14 protein-coding genes and 1 riboswitch are annotated in these 17,675 nt (G+C 38.2%); of the genes, 6 read left to right on the top strand and 8 right to left on the bottom strand.

What is annotated here, in order from left to right; all coding sequences use genetic code 11:
* Nucleotides 1-12: 12 nt before the first annotated feature.
* The 3 genes from MKY06_RS04195 to MKY06_RS04185 all read left to right on the top strand — a co-directional run bounded on the left by MKY06_RS04195 (nucleotide 13) and on the right by MKY06_RS04185 (nucleotide 2,907).
* Nucleotides 13-1,320: a homocysteine synthase gene (locus MKY06_RS04195; RefSeq protein WP_289911495.1), complete on the top strand. Its 1,308-nt coding sequence runs from the start codon at nucleotides 13-15 to the stop codon at nucleotides 1,318-1,320.
* 97 nt (nucleotides 1,321-1,417) lie between these two features.
* Nucleotides 1,418-2,155 carry an ABC transporter ATP-binding protein gene (locus MKY06_RS04190; RefSeq protein WP_029324823.1) on the top strand — a complete coding sequence of 246 codons (738 nt, stop codon included), beginning with the start codon at nucleotides 1,418-1,420 and terminating at the stop codon, nucleotides 2,153-2,155.
* Complete coding sequence (locus tag MKY06_RS04185) at nucleotides 2,152-2,907, top strand: ABC transporter permease (protein WP_289911490.1); 756 nt, start codon at nucleotides 2,152-2,154, stop codon at nucleotides 2,905-2,907. The genes MKY06_RS04190 and MKY06_RS04185 overlap by 4 nt, the downstream gene beginning before the upstream one ends.
* A gap of 30 nt (nucleotides 2,908-2,937) precedes the next feature.
* Here MKY06_RS04185 and MKY06_RS04180 read toward each other — a convergent pair whose 3' ends face one another.
* The 6 genes from MKY06_RS04180 to MKY06_RS04155 form a co-directional block, all read right to left on the bottom strand.
* Nucleotides 2,938-3,945 carry an aromatic ring-hydroxylating dioxygenase subunit alpha gene (locus MKY06_RS04180; protein WP_064471328.1) on the bottom strand — a complete coding sequence of 336 codons (1,008 nt, stop codon included), beginning with the start codon at nucleotides 3,943-3,945 and terminating at the stop codon, nucleotides 2,938-2,940.
* Nucleotides 3,946-4,337: 392 nt separating this feature from the next.
* A complete protein-coding gene (locus tag MKY06_RS04175; RefSeq protein WP_013055520.1) occupies nucleotides 4,338-4,781 on the bottom strand; it encodes a hypothetical protein in 444 nt (147 codons plus the stop codon).
* 217 nt (nucleotides 4,782-4,998) lie between these two features.
* Nucleotides 4,999-7,767 (bottom strand): phosphoenolpyruvate carboxylase, encoded by a 2,769-nt coding sequence (ppc, locus tag MKY06_RS04170; protein WP_013055519.1) that lies wholly within the window; start codon nucleotides 7,765-7,767, stop codon nucleotides 4,999-5,001.
* Between the two features lie 464 nt (nucleotides 7,768-8,231).
* Nucleotides 8,232-8,741, bottom strand: coding sequence for an acyl-CoA thioesterase (locus MKY06_RS04165; RefSeq protein ID WP_013055518.1), 510 nt, complete (start codon nucleotides 8,739-8,741; stop codon nucleotides 8,232-8,234).
* Nucleotides 8,742-8,892: 151 nt separating this feature from the next.
* Nucleotides 8,893-9,939, bottom strand: a complete 1,047-nt coding sequence (locus tag MKY06_RS04160; RefSeq protein WP_289920543.1) for a DUF5105 domain-containing protein — start codon at nucleotides 9,937-9,939, stop codon at nucleotides 8,893-8,895.
* A 182-nt stretch (nucleotides 9,940-10,121) separates the two neighbouring features.
* Nucleotides 10,122-11,717: an APC family permease gene (locus MKY06_RS04155; RefSeq protein WP_013055516.1), complete on the bottom strand. Its 1,596-nt coding sequence runs from the start codon at nucleotides 11,715-11,717 to the stop codon at nucleotides 10,122-10,124.
* Between the two features lie 56 nt (nucleotides 11,718-11,773).
* A riboswitch (ZMP/ZTP riboswitch) is annotated at nucleotides 11,774-11,852 on the bottom strand.
* A gap of 485 nt (nucleotides 11,853-12,337) precedes the next feature.
* Between MKY06_RS04155 and MKY06_RS04150 the strand changes: the two genes are divergently transcribed.
* From MKY06_RS04150 to MKY06_RS04140, 3 genes are all read left to right on the top strand, one after another.
* The gene (locus tag MKY06_RS04150) at nucleotides 12,338-12,838 is read left to right on the top strand and encodes a cupin domain-containing protein (RefSeq protein ID WP_029324820.1); all 501 of its coding nucleotides are present in this window, start codon (nucleotides 12,338-12,340) and stop codon (nucleotides 12,836-12,838) included.
* A gap of 378 nt (nucleotides 12,839-13,216) precedes the next feature.
* A complete protein-coding gene (locus MKY06_RS04145) occupies nucleotides 13,217-13,420 on the top strand; it encodes a DUF3311 domain-containing protein (RefSeq protein WP_013055514.1) in 204 nt (67 codons plus the stop codon).
* Nucleotides 13,420-14,919 carry a sodium:solute symporter family protein gene (locus MKY06_RS04140; RefSeq protein ID WP_013055513.1) on the top strand — a complete coding sequence of 500 codons (1,500 nt, stop codon included), beginning with the start codon at nucleotides 13,420-13,422 and terminating at the stop codon, nucleotides 14,917-14,919. Before MKY06_RS04145 ends, MKY06_RS04140 begins: the two co-directional genes overlap by 1 nt.
* 30 nt (nucleotides 14,920-14,949) lie before the next feature.
* Here the strand turns inward: MKY06_RS04140 and MKY06_RS04135 are convergent, their stop codons facing one another.
* On the bottom strand, nucleotides 14,950-16,380 hold the full coding sequence (locus tag MKY06_RS04135) for an alanine/glycine:cation symporter family protein (RefSeq protein WP_078081485.1): 1,431 nt from the start codon (nucleotides 16,378-16,380) through the stop codon (nucleotides 14,950-14,952).
* A gap of 103 nt (nucleotides 16,381-16,483) precedes the next feature.
* Entirely contained in the window at nucleotides 16,484-17,473 is a 990-nt protein-coding gene (locus tag MKY06_RS04130) for a glutaminase (RefSeq protein WP_035439364.1), read from the bottom strand.
* Nucleotides 17,474-17,675 lie beyond the last annotated feature (202 nt).

The raw sequence follows: 17,675 nt of genomic DNA, 5'->3' as shown, positions 1-17,675 counted from the left end.
GGAGGAGTTTCAATGTCTGCTAAGAAACCATTTCGTCCTGAAACACAAGCCATCCATTCTGGCCAACAGCTTGACCCGGCTACTTTTTCGCGTGCGGTACCTATTTATCAAACAAGCTCATTTGGTTTTAAAGATACGGAGCACGCTGCATCTTTATTTAATTTAAGTGAACAAGGCTACATCTACACTCGAATTGTAAACCCTACTACGGACGTTTTTGAACAGCGAATTGCTGAGTTAGAAGGCGGGGTAGGTGCTCTAGGAGTAGCTTCGGGTCAGTCAGCTACTACCTTTTCCATTTTGAATATCGCTTCCGCAGGAGATGAAATTGTATCAGCAAGCAGTTTATATGGGGGAACATACAACCTCTTTTCGTCTACGCTTCCTAAACTGGGCATTACCGTCAAATTTGTAAACGCCGATAATCCAGAAAATTTTAGAAGTGCAATCACTTCCAAAACAAAGGCAATTTATGCTGAATCCGTTGGAAACCCGCAGGGAAATGTGCTAGACATCGAAGCAGTTGCAGACATTGCCCATGAACATGGAATTCCTCTTATTATTGATAATACGGTTCCAAGCCCTTACCTTCTTCGTCCCATCGATTTCGGAGCAGATATTGTCGTTCATTCTGCTACTAAGTTTCTTGGAGGGCATGGAACAGCAATTGGGGGTGTTATCGTAGACAGTGGAAAATTTGATTGGGAAGCGAGCGGGAAATTTCCAGACTTAACAACTCCAGATCCAAGTTACCATGGCCTTGTATACACAGAAGCTGCCGGTGAAGCTGCTTATATTACAAAAGCGCGCGTTCAGCTTTTACGAGATATTGGAGCTGCTTTATCACCTTTTAATTCCTTTTTACTCCTTCAAGGGGTAGAAACACTCCATCTGCGATTAGAGCGTCACAGCGAAAACGCATTAAAGGTAGCGAAATTTTTAGAGCAGCATGAATTAGTAGAATGGGTAAATTATGCGGGGCTTCCTTCCCACCCTTCCTATTCTTTGGCACAAAAATACTTGCCTAAAGGGCAAGGAGCAATTTTAACCTTTGGTGTAAGGGGAGGAAAAAACGCTGCGGCTAAGTTAATTAATTCGGTTCAGTTATTTTCTCATTTAGCCAATATCGGCGACTCTAAATCACTCATTATTCACCCGGCAAGCACCACTCATCAACAGCTATCTAAAGACGAACAAAAAGCTTCGGGTGTGACGCCAGAACTCATTCGTTTATCGGTTGGAACAGAAGCAATCGACGACCTTCTTGAAGATTTAGATTATGCCTTAAAAGCCAGCCAAAAAGTGAATACAACTGTTTAAAAGCTGTGATTTTTCACAGCTTTTTTTATATCATCCAATAACTTTTTATACTTTCGCTTATGCTACAATAAACAAAACGAATGAAAAAGGAGTTACTATGAACACGTTCAATTCAATACCTGCTATCACATTTACAGACGTTCATAAAACATTTAAGGATAAAGAACATAGTGTTTTAAAAGGCATATCGGGTACAGTGATGCAAGGCTCGCTCGTCATGATGGTAGGACCATCAGGATCCGGAAAAAGCACCCTTCTTTCCATGTGCAATTTACTTTCCGCACCTGATGAAGGAAGCATTGAAGTATATGGAAAAGACATTAGCAAATGGAATATTTCTGATTTACGAAAAAAAGTGGGCATTGCTTTTCAATCAGCTCCTGTTATTGATGGAACAGTGCGTGATAATATGATGCTTGTTCAAAAACTGCATGGCAAGCAGGATATTATGCCTGAAGAACTCTGTGCCTTAACCGGTCTTTCCCCTGACTTGTTAGAGCAGGATGCAAGAGATTTATCCGGTGGTCAAAGACAAAGGTTATCATTAGCCCGCACGCTGTCGAACGGATCTGACCTTTTACTTTTAGACGAAATCACTTCCGCTTTGGATGCCACTTCTGCTCATGAAATTGAGCAGCTTATTTCTCATTTACATAAAGAGCAGAATAAAACGATTATTTGGGTTACCCATAATTTAGATCAAGCGAAACGTTTAGGAGAGGAAGTCTGGCTTTTAATGAACGGAGTGATTGTAGAAAAAGCGAAGACGGAGACCTTTTTTCATGCTCCTGTAAAAGCTGAAACAAAACAATTTATTGAAGGAGCCTTTCTATGAGTTCACTTTCACTGATTTTTACAATCATTTTTGTTTTTATTGCTCTTTTTTTATCAAAATCTTTTCGGATAGGACTCGAAAAAGATATTATCATTGCCAGTATTCGAGCAGCCGTTCAGCTGTTAGTGATAGGATATGTTTTATCTTTTATTCTTGACGCGAATCACCCTGCTTTTATGATTCTCATTTTATTCGTTATGCTGACGGTCGCTTCCCAAAATGTTGTAAAGAAAAAAAAGCAGGGATTTAAAGCTTTCTTTCGTGTATTTGTCACTCTTTTTATTGTAGAAATCCTGACCCAAAGCATTATGCTCGGACTACATATTATCCCTGCTACTCCGCGATATATCATTCCTGTCAGTGGTATGATTATTGGAAATTCGATGATTTTGGCCAATTTATTTTTAAATCGGTTAGATGCTGAAGTAAATAGAAGACGAGACGAAATTCAATTGATTCTGGCGCTTGGCGGCACTCCTCAACAAGCTATTCATAGTATTTTAAATGCCGCAATCAAAGCTAGCATGATTCCTACTGTAGAAAGTCAAAAAACAATTGGACTCGTTCAGCTTCCGGGTATGATGACAGGCCAGATTATTGGAGGGGCAGATCCGATACAAGCTGTCAAATTCCAGCTGCTTATCGTTTTTACTATTCTAGCGTCTGCTACGCTTTCCTGCGTCATCTTAAGCCGATTAACATACCCTACCCTTTTTAATAGCTATCAGCAGCTTATCCGTGAGCATACATAAAAAAAGAAAGGAGACTCCTTTCTTCTTTTTTTATTGAGCAGCTTTTTTTAATCCTGATCCTATGTCACTTCCAAAGGTTACTCCTAAATCGCCGAGCCATCTTCTATACGCAATACTCAGTCGGTCCGGATTCAAATGAAGCTCTGCTTGTAAGTCAAGCGGCAGCTCTTCTGGTTTTTGACTTTCCACAATACTGGTATCTTGTTCAATAATAAGCTGCTGAAAATCGCGGAAATATTGATCAGGTGCATCAAACGAATAGTTTCTAGAAACCAGCGCAAACACCGTGGACTTCCTTTCCTCTTCAGGTAAAACCGCAAACAGCATTGAAAAGATTTCACCCGTTTCGTAGTTCACTTTTTTCAACCTTGCAACGGTAGGACGAAGAATTTCAAAGGTATAATAAATAGTTGCAAAGTTACCCGTACCATCTGCATCTGCGTACACAGCGATTTCATCAGAAACGTATCGGTTATCTTTCCAATGCACCTTATAATCAGGAATTTCAGCGTAGTCAGAGTGTCCAAGGCTTCCTTCGTGAACAAAAGCCAAATGGCTTACATCTAGGAAGTTTTCTACGACACGAGGAGCTGCTGCCTGCAGAGTATGAGGGTTGGCGCAAACCGTTTTGAATCCGGAGTTAAGATGTTCATCATAAAAGGGAAGAGGAGTATCACCTGCCTCGCTGTTCATCTTCACCCATATAATCCCGTACTTTTCAACGCAGGCATATACCTGTGCTTTTGCTTTTGAAGGAATAGCTCTTCCCGGCGGCTGTTGAGGAATTTTCACACAAGCCCCGGCATCATCGTATTTCCATCCGTGATAAGGGCATACAATGCAATCATCTACCACTTTTCCAAGAGATAACGCTGCACCGCGGTGGATGCACAAATCTTTAAATGCTTTAATGGCATTAGTTGTGCGAAAAAGCACAACTCGCTCTTCTAAAATCGTTACTTGCAAGGGCTGATCTGTTAAATCATGTGAATAAGCTGCAGGCAGCCATTCCTTAGCCAATACTAAATCTTTAATCATCTGCATCGCCTCCGTACAATAAGTAAATTTATTTCTTGTTTATAAAAAAAACCGCAGAAATAGAAGGAGTGCTTCTAATTCCGCAGCTTTTTCGTTCCGTAAAACAGACTATAAGCGCGCGAAGATTCTACATGATTGCAGATAGAGCGACCTTAGCACTTCATCTACAATGACAATACGTATTCATCGCTATTTTTTTAATCTTAAAATCTAACCCTTATATATTGAATAAAGAGCGGCCAGCCGATAAAAGCTTTTCTGTCCACTGATTTCTCTTAGTTTTACTTTATCAATTTCCCACTGAAAAATCTCTTGCTTTGTAAGCATCTCTAACATAATTTTTTCGGTTAAACGAATAAAAGCTGCGGTTTTTAAAACCGCAGCTTGCTTTATTATGAGCTCATATAACTGGCTGTATATTTTTTCGTCTGCTTTTGTATTTCTTGATTTAAATGTTTGAAAAATGAGAGGGTTTCTTCATAATCCGTCGCTTTTTCATGAAACTTCAATGTAAGATTTTCTTCAAACAACGTTTCTCCCTGATGACCGACCGCTTTCAGCTGAACATCTGTAACAATACCTTGCGAAATCGAACATAATAAATAATTAAAGCAATGAACCGGAACGATATGCATCAGATGAAAATCGTCGATAGTTCTATCACTTTTTGTTTTCTTAAATTCCACAGTGAGTTCTTCTGGATGAATAAACACATTTATATGCTGTTTGGACAAACAAGTAGGATTCATTTTTTGTGTATACTCACAAAATTCCAGTCCAATAAATATAGAATTCTCGGAGTCAGCTTCAATGAAGATTTGCGAATTTTTTACCATTGTCCTCGTCCTCCATATTCAATCTAGTTATCCCGTCACCCGCACCCATTTGTAGAATATTTCCATTCCTTTTCTATTCTATCATTGATTTTTCTCAATGCCTATTTCGCAAGCGGAAGTTCTCTTTAAAAGAGAGGGAACTGACAGGCAGTTCTTTATGTGAGAAGAATAAACAAAAGACACCTCTTTTATTTTGTTGAGGTGTCTTTTAGTATCATCAGCCTGTGTTACGTAACCCTGCTGCAATGCCATTAATCGTTAATAACGCTTCTTTTAAAAGTTCTTCATTTAACGTTCCAGCCTCATCTTCACGCAGCTTGGAAATGACCTTAACTTGTAAGAACGTTAGAGGGTCCACATACGGATTTCGTAATTTAATAGATTCTTTAATCGTTGGAAGATGATCCATTAATTCTTTTTGACCTGTGATTTGAAGAATCATTTCTTTTGTGAGATTATACTCTTTTTTAATGGCGGTAAAAATCCGCTCTGAAATAACCGGATCTTGTACCATTTCCGTGTATTCTTTTGCTGCCATTAAATCTGCTTTTGTTAAGGCCATTTGCAGATTATCGACGGTCGAGCGGAAGAATGGCCATTCTTTATACATTTGCTGAAGAAGCTGTATATCTCCGGATTTCTCTACTAAATGCTGTAAGCCTGTACCTGCAGCGTACCAGGCTGGAAGCAGCTGTCTGCTTTGCGTCCATGCGAATACCCACGGAATTGCTCGCAAGTCTTCAAAGCGATCACTTCCTTTTCGACTCATTGGACGTGACCCAATATTTAAAGCCCCCAGCTCAGGAAGAGGTGTAGCTTGTTTAAAGTACGTTAAAAAGTCTGGATCTTTGAAAACAAGCTCTTGATACTTACGTAAAGAAGCAGTTGAAATCTCGTCCATTGTTTCTTCCCATTCATGTGTACGAATATCACATTGTTCAGCTTCTTGAGAAACATTTGCTGCCGCTGTAAGAAGAGCTGAAACCGCTTGTTCAAGGCTTCGGTAAGCAATGTCATATAAAGAGTATCTAGAAGAAAGAACTTCTCCTTGCTCTGTAATTTTGACGCCGTCTCCTAGCGTCTCAACAGGCTGAGATAAAATGCTTCGGTTTAACGGCCCACCTCCTCGGCCTAGTGAGCCGCCTCGGCCATGGAAAAACTTCAGACGAACTTGATACTTCCTCGCCATATCGTGAATTTCCTGCTGCGCTTTATAGAGCTTCCAATTAGCAGTAAGCGTTCCTCCGTCTTTACTTCCATCTGAGTAGCCAAGCATAATTTCCTGCAAATCCTGCTGTTTCCTTAAGTGCTCTCGATAAAAATCTAATTGAAATAGCTGTTCCATGATTTTAGGACCTGCTGTGAGATCATCAATCGTTTCAAGCAGCGGAGCTATATTTAACTTACTTTCAATGCGGCCATCTGCATGAAGGCGATAAATACCCGCTTCTTTGGCGAGTACCATGACTTCTAATAAATCACTTGCAGACTGCGTCATACTGATTAAGTAGACTTCAATAGATCTTTCTCCAAATTCTTTATGTGCTCGATGTATCATATTAAATACTTCAATTACTTGCTGCGTTTCTTTAGAGTAATTCTCTACAAATGATATCACAGGTCTTGGGTCTTGAAGAACTTTCCCTAGCAGCTCAACTTTTTTCTCTTCCGTTAACGCTGAATAATCTTCAGCTAAAGAAACAGCATGGAAAATTTCTTTGATTGCCGCTTCATGTTCCCCGCTGTGATTACGGATATCAAGCGTTGCTAAATGAAAACCAAACAGCTCAACTTGGCGAATTAATTTACATAAGCTTTTTAACTGATAATCCTGAGGCTGGTGCTTTTGCAAGCTATCTTTGATTAGAAATAAATCATGTAGAAGTTCTTCCGACCTTTGATAGCCTGCTTCCGATTCTCCAACTAAATTTAATTTATGAAGCATAATCGTAAGCTTGCAGCGATATACTTCGTGTTTGATTCTCCATCGCTTTTTCTCAGGCAGCAGCGATATTTCTTGATTAATAGAATCAAGAAGATTATCTGAAACTGCGACTCTTTTTGTAGACTGACTTAACCTTTGTCTCAATTGAGTAAGCGACTCTTTATATTTACGAATAGCTAACTTCCTTTGTTTGACAAGCGTTTGCCACGTTACTTTAGGAGTTACGTTTGGATTTCCATCTCGGTCTCCGCCAATCCATGAACCAAATCGAAGAATATTAGGCACCTTCCAATTTTCTTCAGGGTAATTCTCCTGCAATGAATTTTCTAACTCCTGATGAAGTTGAGGAAGCACTTCAAATAACGTTTCATCAAAATAATATAATCCATTGGATACTTCATCCATCACAGTCGGCTTGCGATCTCGCAGTTCATTTGTTTGCCATAAAATTAATACTTCGCTAAACAGTCTTTCTTCAATTTCCGTACGTTCACGTTTTGTTAACGTTGGATTATCCAAGTTTTTCAGAAGCTCAGCCATTCGTTTATGAATATCAAGGACACTTCGTCTAGTGGCTTCTGTTGGATGAGCAGTGATGATGAGCTCTAGAGATAGAGTTTGAAGCAAGTTAGCAATTACGTCTGGCGCCACGCCATTATTTTTAAGCGAAACAACGGCACTTTCCAATGAGCCCGGCTGCATAATAGAATCTTCTTGCTGCTGATATTCGCGTCTACGACGAATTCGATGATTTTGCTCTGCAATATTAACTAAATGAAAATAAACTGCAAACGCCCGAATAACCTGCTCGCGCATCGGCTGTTCAAGAGTAACGATTTCATTTTTTATTTCTTTATAGATAACTTCATCTTTGTTTTCTCTAAGTGATTTTGCTACTTCGCGTATTTTTTCTACTTTGCTGAGCAGTTCTTCTCCACCTTGGTGAACCAGAACTTTCCCTAACAATTGACCGAGAAACTTTACATCACGGCGCAGGGCAGTGCTGCTGTTTTGTCTTTCTGCTGCTTCTACTGTTACCATTAGACACGACACCTTTCTTCATAAATATTGTACTTTTTAAACTTTTTAGAAAATTATATTAAATTCATATTACCATGAACGAAAATAAATTTCATATAATTTTATTTCCTCCTCTCGTTCAGGAGAGGAGATTCATCAAATATAAAAGAGAGGTTAAGACATAACTAAATGAATCCAATCTAAAGACGAACAAATGGGATACATAAGCCGAACCACTTGTGACGCCGCAGTTGATTTCTGTGCAAGACTTTGCTTTCCGCAGGTGGTCGCTGAGCCTCCTCGTCGCTTCCGCTTTTCCCCCCGGGAGTCTTCGTCTTGCCCTCCAATCAACTGCTAGAAGAAACGAAACAGATGAAACCTACGTTCACCATAACAAAAAAAAACGAACCGCTAATCAAACATTTTGATTAATAGTTCGTTTTTCATTTGAGCTAAAATACTTTTGTCTCGGCCTCTCTTTTATGCTACCAAGGTTGTCCTAAATCCAATACCGAGGCTAGTTCATTGCTTTTTTTACGCACTTGTTTACGCGTGGCAGCGCGATCTGCCCCCGTTTGAAATAGGTATTTTTCTTCTTCTGTTTCTGGAATAAGCTCCGGTACTGCGCGGGGCTTTCCATCATCATCCATTGCCACAAAAGTTAAAAATGATGTAGCTGCAATTTGACGCTCCCCGGTTTTTAAATTTTCTTTAATCACTTTCACAAACACTTCCATGGATGAACGACCTGTCCATGATACGTATGACTCCAAACATACAGAATCCTGAGGCGTAATAGGGTGCAGAAAATGAATAGAGTCTGCTGAAGCTGTCACACACTCTGTACGACTGTGACGATAAGCTGAAATGGACGCAATCATATCAATATCACTCATTAACTTTCCGCCAAATAACGTATTGTGATTATTAATATCATTAGGAAAAATGCGGCTCGTTCGAACGGCCTTTGTATCTTTACAATAATTTGCTTTCATTAGTAAGAACCTCCATTGATGCCTATCATAATAAGAATAAAAGAATGAATGAACCTATACTAGCATATTTTGATAAATTTAGCTTTACAAAAAACTCGTTGATTTATTTACAGAAAACAAAAAAGAGAAGAAAAATTCTTCTCTTTTTTGTCTATCGAATATAGCTTGATCCAAACGTTTTACCTAAAGAATCACTGTATAGGTCACTTGACTTTACAGTCCATTTCCCATCTTCTTTCACCATAAAAATTCGTAGGGGACGACTTCCTTCTTTCGTTTCTAATTCATTTACAATATCTTTGAATTTAGAAGCCGCAAACTCTTCAGAGTGTTGTGTATCGTAATCTTTCGTTTCATCTGTGTATGCTCGCTTAAGCTGCGATACGTATGAATATAAGTCTGATAAATCAAGAGTAGTGTACTCCACTTCTACTACGGCTTTATTATTTGCATTCGCAATCACATTTGTTTTCACACTTGCTTTTTCTTTTAAAACATCTTTATACATGTTAAAAAAATCTTTTTTTGCTTTGTCGGTTAAACTGTTAGAAAACGCACCTTTTAATTCCTCATTAAACGCTTTTTTCTGTTCTTCTATGACAGCTGTTTTATCTGCTGTTACATAATTATCATAGTCTACGTTTTCTTTGTTTAAGTAAAGGACTTCTGTGTAAGCTTGCAGAGCTTTTTCTGGCTCTTGCAGCTTATTATAGCTTTTCGCGTACTTTTTCGTATCCAGTGTTAATGTCACTTCGTCAATTTCTTCATCATAATCAGATGATTTTGGCTGAAGCCCAATTTTGTACTTTTTATCTTTTTTGACTTCAAAGACAAACGTTAAATTTTTTTGCTTTCCAGCGCCAATCTTGTCAGATGCACTGCTTTCTAGTCCAAGCTCACGACTGTTCACTCCCGTTTTTGGAGACAGCTGTTCATCTCCTTCGTATAAATACACACCGTCATAATCCGATAAAGATATACTGTTTTTGGATACATTTTTCACTTTTAAATCAACTTTCAACAGCCCTTTTTCTTCACTTGTAGCTCCTTCATCACTATCTACTAAAATATAAGATGCGCTGTCAATGGATGCTTCAATCGCCTTATTTTTAGCCGAAGTGGATCCTCCCGTTTCCTTAGAACTGTTGCAAGCCGCTAATACTAGCATAAGTACAAAAGCCAAAGCCAAAACATTCATTTTTTTCACAGCTGCCTAATCCCCTTTATTTTGTTTTTTTAGAACTTTATCCCAAATAAAGGTTCCCTCTGTATAAATACTTAAACCTTAAAATCTATATTTTTTACAATATTTTGATAAAAAATAAGTCTAAATTCTCTACTCACCTAAATAAAAAAACACGAGCACGGGCTCGTGTTTTTTTATTTAGATTTAAAATTTTCTTGATTGATTTGTTCAGCTTCTTTCATATATCGGTTAGATTTGCCGCTTTTAATTCCCCAGTAATAAAAAGCTAATGATACGCAAGCAATCACTAGCATATCCCATCCGAAAGGCAAAATATTTTTTCCTCCGAATTTTTCGCTTCCTATGTAGGAAATAAAAATCATGCACGCTAAATAGATAAGCATCCAAGCCCCGGTTAAAAATTCTTTTTTAAAGCCCACCCATTTATTTTTCGCTTGGTAATAAAAATAAACAGGCAGGCCAATTGCCATAATAAAGATCACTTCACCTGTAAGTGGCCACCTTGCCCAGTAAAGCGTCAAGGAAGCAAAAACGAAGCCGCATGGCGCAATAACTGATGCCCCTTTTAAATAAAATGGACGGTAAAAGTGTGAAGCCGTTTTTCTTAATGTTATAAGCGCTACAGGACCCATAATATAAGAGATAAGCGTCGCTACTGAGATCACTTCTGCTAAGACACCCCATCCTCTAAATAAAAAGAGAAACAAGAAGCACGCTGCTAAATTTAGCCACATAGCTGGGCGCGGGACATTGTAAAGTGGATGAAGAGTACCAAATATCTTTGGCAAGTATCCATTTTGCTGCATCCCGTATAACATTCTAGAAGTAGTTGCCGTATATGTAGCACCTGTGCCGGAAGGAGAAACAAATGCGTCTGCGTATAACACAATTGTTAGCCAGTTAATTCCAAGCGCAATCGCTAAATCAGCAAAAGGAGAGTTAAAATTCAAATGATTCCATCCATCAGCAATTGATGACGGACTTACTGCTCCGATAAAGACAATTTGCAATATAATGTATACAATTCCTGCAATAAAGATTGAACCAATTACAGCTATCGGAATCGATTTATTAGGTGATTTCGCTTCTCCTGCCATATTTACAGGACTTTGAAACCCATTAAATGCAAACACAATACCTGATGTTGCCACTGCCGTTAAAACACTGGCCCATCCGTAAGGTGCTACCCCATGCTCACTTGAAAAGTTTCCACTATGAAAACCAGCAAAAAATAAAGCCCCTGCCGTTAAACCAGGAATAATTAATTTAACAATCGTAATAAATGAGTTTGCTTTAGCAAAGAGATTTACCGTCCAATAGTTCACAAAAAAGTAAACGAATAATAACAAAGACGCAACTGCCAAGCCCTTGGACGTTAAAATGCCATTGTCTACTAATTCATGAGTCCAGCGAGCCCATTTCCACGGCCAAGTACTCATATATTGCACAGATGCAATAGCCTCCACTGTTATCGTTGAAGCGATTGAAATCCAGTTAGCCCAAGCAGCCAAAAAACCAATAAATGATCCGTGTGAATACTGAGGATATTTGACCATCCCCCCTGCTTGTGGAAACATCGCGCCCAGTTCAGCATATGATAGAGCAATGGTCAAAATAACCACCATTCCAATAACCCATGAAAAAATAGCCGCGGGTCCCGCAATTTGAGCTGCTTTCCATGCTCCAAACAGCCATCCTGAACCGATAATCGAACCTATGCCTGTCATGGTTAAAGCAAATGTTCCCATCTTCCTTTGCATATTGCTCATCCAAATCTACTCCTCTTCCCTAGGAAAATAAAAAAAACACTTGCGAAATTTTCTCAAGTGTTTGCCCAGGCGCGCGGCTTATACGCTATATGCTCCCCCATGGTCATCCATGTTGCGCCAGTCACATATAGGAATATATTTTTTATCAGTATATAACATTCATTACTATTACTCAATACACAAAAATGTTTACATTACTTTTCTAAAAATAATAAATTATTCGTAAAATTCCGAATTAATCTTCTGAAAATCTCTTTTTAATTATAAAAAGAACTAAAATCCTAACTTTTTCTATTATTTGATTCTTTTACTCCACGAACAGATCACCTTCTAAAAATTATATTAATATACATTATTCATTTACAAAATAAGAATTAACAGCTATATATCCATAGAATTCTTGCACTAGACCCTTTACTTATATACAATATGAAGAAAAGATACTAAAGGGAACTGCCCACCACATAGCTACGCTTGAAGTGGGAGACTTCTTTTAGGAAAACGTTAAAACCTACATATCATGCACTTCGCAACAAATGAAGTACTTCGAGCAAACTTCTCTGTTTACGCCAGCAAAAAACAGGGAAAATTACGAAAAAAAGATTGTTAGAGGGATGCTTATGAATTATGCAAATGTAAAAGTTCTTTATTTTGATGACGACGGAACCATTCCAAATCACCCTCGTCTTCCAGTTTTGTTGTATGAACACGTATTTATTAGTAAGAAAGAGAAAGTGGAGAGCATTTTTAATTCTCACGACTGGAAAAATAGCTGGGTAGGCGGCATATATGATTTTCACCATTACCACAGCAATTCTCATGAAGCACTAGGTGTAATTAGGGGATCTGCACGTTTAAAACTAGGTGGACATATGGGGGAAAATATCGTGGTGCATGCTGGTGATGTGCTCGTACTTCCTGCAGGTACAGGGCATATGCGTCTGCAGTCAACTGCTGATTTTAAAGTGGTTGGAGCTTATCCAGAGGGCATGGAGTACAATTTACGAACAGGAAAACAAACTGATCGCCCTCACGTATTTGATGAAATTGCACAAGTACCTATTCCTACAACAGATCCTGTTTATGGCGACAAAGGACCATTGACAGAGTGGTGGAACTAGACAAGCACTTATTGTCTAGTTTTTTTATTTGCTTTGTTTTATTCTTTCCATGAATCTCTATTTGAACATACAAATTCTTTTCTTATGATGCAATAGCAATATACTTTATCTCAGCGAAATAACAAAAACTTCCCGGTCAAAACTAAATTTCTTCTTTTCCGTTCTCTTTTTTGCTTCAAGAGCAACTTCGCTTAGATTATCCCCCTTTTTTTCTTGCATAATCATTTCAAATATACTCCCACCATAAGCTCTTTTTTGTTTTTCTGAAAAAATTTCCATAGATTATAACTAAATTTTCAAAAAACTTATTGCTTTACCATGTCAGACTTGCTATCATAGTGAACATTGTTAGATAAATTTTTAGTAGGAGGAGTAAAATTGAACAGAAAATTCATAATTTTTATTTTATTCATCATTCCATTTATTGCTCAATTCGCTTTTTTACCTTTTGTAAATAACATTCATCCAATTATTTTTGGATTACCTCTTTTGCATTTATGGTTATTTTTATGGGTCTTCTTAACGCCTGTGTGTACATTTATTATTTATCGTTTACAAAAATCTTGGGGGGACATTGAATAATGCAAGGAAATTTAACCGCACTTTTAATCACATCAGCAATTGTTCTTGTCGTTATCGCAATTGGCTTTATAGCGGGACGTGACAAATCATCTAGAAGCTCAGTTGAAGAGTGGGCTGTAGGTGGAAGACGTTTTGGAAGCCTGCTCGTCTGGCTTTTAGTAGGAGCAGATTTATATACTGCTTATACATTCCTAGGTCTTACGAGTACAGCTTATCAGGGAGGAAGCATCGCATTTTTTGCCATTCCTTACTCTGTTTTAGCCTTTTTAATTTCATACTTTTTTCTTCCAAAGCTTTGGACTGTTGCTAAAAAGCACAAACTTACTACGCTTGCTGATTATGCCAGAGAACGTTTTAACAGTAAATTTCTCTCCTCTTTAATTGCCATAGTAGGTGTATTGATGCTCATTCCATATATTGATCTTCAGCTTAGCGGTATTCAAGATACTCTTCGCGTTGCAGGAACTGGCTACATTAACGTAAAAGCTGTCGTTATTCTTTCATTCTTTCTTGTGGCTCTTTATACCTTTTTCAGCGGAATTAAAGGTCCCACATATACGGCAATTATTAAAGATATTTTAGTATGGGCGATTATGTTATTTATGGTTGTTTCTCTGCCAATTATGCATTTTGGAAGCTGGGGCAACATGATCGACAATGTTGCAAAGGATGCACCTCAGCTATTAACGATCCCAACACAAGGACCTAAAGGCATTCCATGGTTTATTACAGCATCACTCGTATCTGCTTTAGCTTTATTCATGTGGGCCCACGCTGCTACAGGTGTTTTCACTGCTAAAAGTGCAGATTCGCTTCGTAAAAATGCTATTTTCTTACCGCTTTACAATATCGTTTTAATTCTAGTCATCTTCTTAGGATTTATTGCTTATCAAGTATTACCTCAAGATACGACGGATCCTAGATTAGCATTATTAACCTTAATTCAATATTCATATGGCGGCATTGGCCAAGGGTTAGCTTATGCAACGATTGCTCTTGCTTCATTAATTCCATGCTCTATCATGGCTATCGGAGCGTCTAACTTATTTGCAAATAATATATTTAGAGATTTAATTAATCCAAATGTACAGGGTAAAACATTAACAATGGTTACTCGTTCTATGGTTTTCGTTGTTATTGGACTGGCACTTTTATTTGGTTTATTATTCCCTCAAGCACTTGTTTCCCTACAGTTACTAGGGGTATCCGGTATGGTACAAATCTTCCCGGCTATCGTTATCAGCCTGTTTTGGAGAAATCAATCGAAAGAAAGTACGATTGCTGGATTAGTAGTAGGGCTGGTTGTAACGTTTACCGTTCATGCCACAGGAAATTCATTTGGTCTTTATGAAGGGTTTTGGGGATTGTTATCTAACTTACTCGTAGTTGTTATTTTAAATCCAATTTTTGCGGTAAAAACGAAAGCAGCAACTAACGGTGTGAAAGAAACATTATTTTCTAAAGACACTGTCCAATCTGAATTAAAGAAAAACGCATAAAAAAAGTTCAGCCAATTGGCTGAACTTTTTTTAGATAATATTCTCTTTTTCAGAAGAGGATGGAGTAGATTCTCTTTCCCAACATTCAATATTTTGATTGTTTTCTAGCGCATCTCTATAAAAGACTGGGTTTTTCCCTTCCTTTTTCTGCTGAGTATAGTCATGCAAGGCAGAAAATGCCACTTTCGATAATAGAAAAATAGCAATCAAGTTCACGACTACCATCATCCCCATAAATAAGTCTGCCAAATTCCATACAAGCTGAAGCTGAGCGACCGATCCAAAAATAACCATCGCTAAAACACCTACACGATAAGACCAAAGCCACACCTTATTTGAATTTAAAAATTCAATATTCGTTTCTCCATAATAATAATTCCCAATTAACGTACTAAAAGCAAATAGAAATACCATAATAGCTAAAAACCCTGATGCCCAAGAGCCGATATGGGTACTAAGAGAAGCCTGCGTTAATTCAATGCCGCTTAGTCCCTGCTTATAGGCGGGGGATAAGAGAACGATAAATGCTGTGCTTGTACAAATCACGAGTGTATCCGTCAAGACACCAAATGCTTGGATAAGACCTTGTTTAACTGGATGACTCGTCACTGCAGTTGCCGCGGCGTTGGGAGCACTTCCCATTCCTGCTTCATTGGAAAACAGTCCGCGCTTTACTCCGTTGATTAACGTTGCACCAATTGATCCCCCAAGCGCCTGTTCAAACCCAAATGCATTTTTCACAATTAGAGATAGAACCTCAGGCATTTGATCAATATTTTTAAAGATAATGAACAGAGCCATTCCAATGTATAAAACGGCTAATACGACCACGATGTATTCCGATATCTTGGCGATGCGTTTGATTCCGCCAAAAATAATTATCGCAAATATAACTGTCATAATAATCCCAATCAACAAGCGGCTCGTTCCAAAAGAGTTCTCAAATGCTAGCGTAATCGTATTAGACTGCACAGCGTTAAACACCAGGCCAAATGATAGTGTAATGAGTACAGCAAATAGCCCGCCCATCCACCTTTTATTTAACCCTTTTTCCATATAATAAGCGGGCCCTCCTCGAAACCCGTTTGATCCTTTTACTTTATAAATTTGAGCGAGTGTACTTTCTACAAAACTTGATACTGAACCGATAATGGCAATAATCCACATCCAAAATACAGCACCCGGGCCACCAAGTGCAATAGCAATCGCTATCCCTGTAATATTTCCCGTTCCTACTCGAGCTGCCATGCTTATGCAAAAAGCTTGAAACGGGGAGACTCCTCCACCTTTAGCCGCTCGTCCTTCTTTCAAAACAAGTACCATTTCTTTCAACATGCGAAACTGCAAAAAACGAGAGCGAATCGTAAAATAAATACCAATTGATACAAGTAAAATAATTAATAAATTCGACCAAAAAAAATCATTGATGACGCTAATCACACTTTCAACTGCTTGTTGCATGCCTATCACCTCATTAAAAAATTTGGTAGAACAAATGCAAAACATGAAAGTTTTTTCTCTTGGTGTTTATATTATTGAAGCGAATGAAGAGTACGTAAATAGACTAAAAAATACTCAAATCCCATTCTTTTGCGATTTTTTTTAGCAGCGTAACGCCTTTTACGCTATTCCCGTACTCATCAATAGCTGGACTGTATATTCCAATACCGCATCCGTCTGGAAATGGAGACTGCTTTTTCGTATTAGGCGGCACCAATGACATGATTCCTCCCGATACACCGCTTTTAGCTGGCATACCAACAAATGCCGCAAACTTTCCTGAAGCATTATACATACCGCATGTAAGCATGAGCGCTTTTGTTAATTTAGCTACTTCTTTTGGAATTACTTGTTTGTGAAACACTGGATGATATCCGTCTAATGACAGAATTAATCCAATCAGTGCAATATCTTCAGTCGTTACTTCAATTGAGCACTGCTTTAAGTAAACCTCTAGAACCTCTTCTACTTCTCCTTGTAAGTAGTTCGTTTCTTTTAAATAGTAGGCAAGCGCACGATTTCGATGAGACGTTTGCCATTCTGATTCAAAGACCGTTTCATTAATGAGTGGTGTTTTCCCAGTAAGCATTGTTATCACATCAAACAAATAGCTTAATTTTTCTTTTGCCGTCTCCCCAGATAAAAGAGATGAAACCGTTAAAGCACCGGCGTTAATCATAGGATTGAACGGCTTTCCTGGTTTATGCATTTCCAGTCTTATAATAGAATTAAATGCATCTCCAGTTGGCTCTACATCCACTCTCTCTAGCACATAAGGAATGCCGCAGCATAAGCAAGCTGCTATAAAGCTAATAACTTTAGAGATACTTTGAAGAGTAAATACCGATTCATAATCTCCAGACTGGATAACAGTACCGTCAGCACCAATCAAACAAATACCTAATTGAGACGAGTCCATATCTTTCAGAGCTGGAATGTAATCAGCCGTTTTTCCTTCTGAAGAAAATTCTTTTATTTGCTCTACCCACTCATGTAACTGCTCTTTTGCAGTGACCTGTAAGTAAGACATTTCCTGTTCAATTTCTCTTTTCATTAAAATCACCTCATCACTTAATTAACTTTTTATTTTAAAGCGCTTTCATAAAGCGAGATTTCATTTTCGTTTTTAATGTACAATGCAACCTACGAGAGCATACAAAAACCTACAAAACTTTTTGGAATTATATTTTTATCTTTGGCACTCTTCTCCATTGTGCTGGACGCTGTCACAATGTATACTAATTCACGAATCACTT

The sequence above is a fragment of the Priestia sp. FSL P4-0332 genome (assembly GCF_038005845.1).
Classification (GTDB): Bacteria; Bacillota; Bacilli; order Bacillales; family Bacillaceae_H; genus Priestia.
This window is presented reverse-complemented; position numbering and strand designations above follow the sequence as displayed.

Bases quoted from the DNA above. Each gene is read 5' to 3' on its own strand.
- MKY06_RS04195 (WP_289911495.1), top strand. From the start codon at position 13: ATGTCTGCTAAGAAACCATTTCGTCCTGAAACACAAGCCATCCATTCT.
- MKY06_RS04190 (WP_029324823.1), top strand. From the start codon at position 1,418: ATGAACACGTTCAATTCAATACCTGCTATCACATTTACAGACGTTCAT.
- MKY06_RS04185 (WP_289911490.1), top strand. From the start codon at position 2,152: ATGAGTTCACTTTCACTGATTTTTACAATCATTTTTGTTTTTATTGCT.
- MKY06_RS04180 (WP_064471328.1), bottom strand. From the start codon at position 3,945: ATGATTAAAGATTTAGTATTGGCTAAGGAATGGCTGCCTGCAGCTTAT.
- MKY06_RS04175 (WP_013055520.1), bottom strand. From the start codon at position 4,781: ATGGTAAAAAATTCGCAAATCTTCATTGAAGCTGACTCCGAGAATTCT.
- ppc (WP_013055519.1), bottom strand. From the start codon at position 7,767: ATGGTAACAGTAGAAGCAGCAGAAAGACAAAACAGCAGCACTGCCCTG.
- MKY06_RS04165 (WP_013055518.1), bottom strand. From the start codon at position 8,741: ATGAAAGCAAATTATTGTAAAGATACAAAGGCCGTTCGAACGAGCCGC.
- MKY06_RS04160 (WP_289920543.1), bottom strand. From the start codon at position 9,939: ATGAATGTTTTGGCTTTGGCTTTTGTACTTATGCTAGTATTAGCGGCT.
- MKY06_RS04155 (WP_013055516.1), bottom strand. From the start codon at position 11,717: ATGAGCAATATGCAAAGGAAGATGGGAACATTTGCTTTAACCATGACA.
- MKY06_RS04150 (WP_029324820.1), top strand. From the start codon at position 12,338: ATGAATTATGCAAATGTAAAAGTTCTTTATTTTGATGACGACGGAACC.
- MKY06_RS04140 (WP_013055513.1), top strand. From the start codon at position 13,420: ATGCAAGGAAATTTAACCGCACTTTTAATCACATCAGCAATTGTTCTT.
- MKY06_RS04135 (WP_078081485.1), bottom strand. From the start codon at position 16,380: ATGCAACAAGCAGTTGAAAGTGTGATTAGCGTCATCAATGATTTTTTT.
- MKY06_RS04130 (WP_035439364.1), bottom strand. From the start codon at position 17,473: ATGAAAAGAGAAATTGAACAGGAAATGTCTTACTTACAGGTCACTGCA.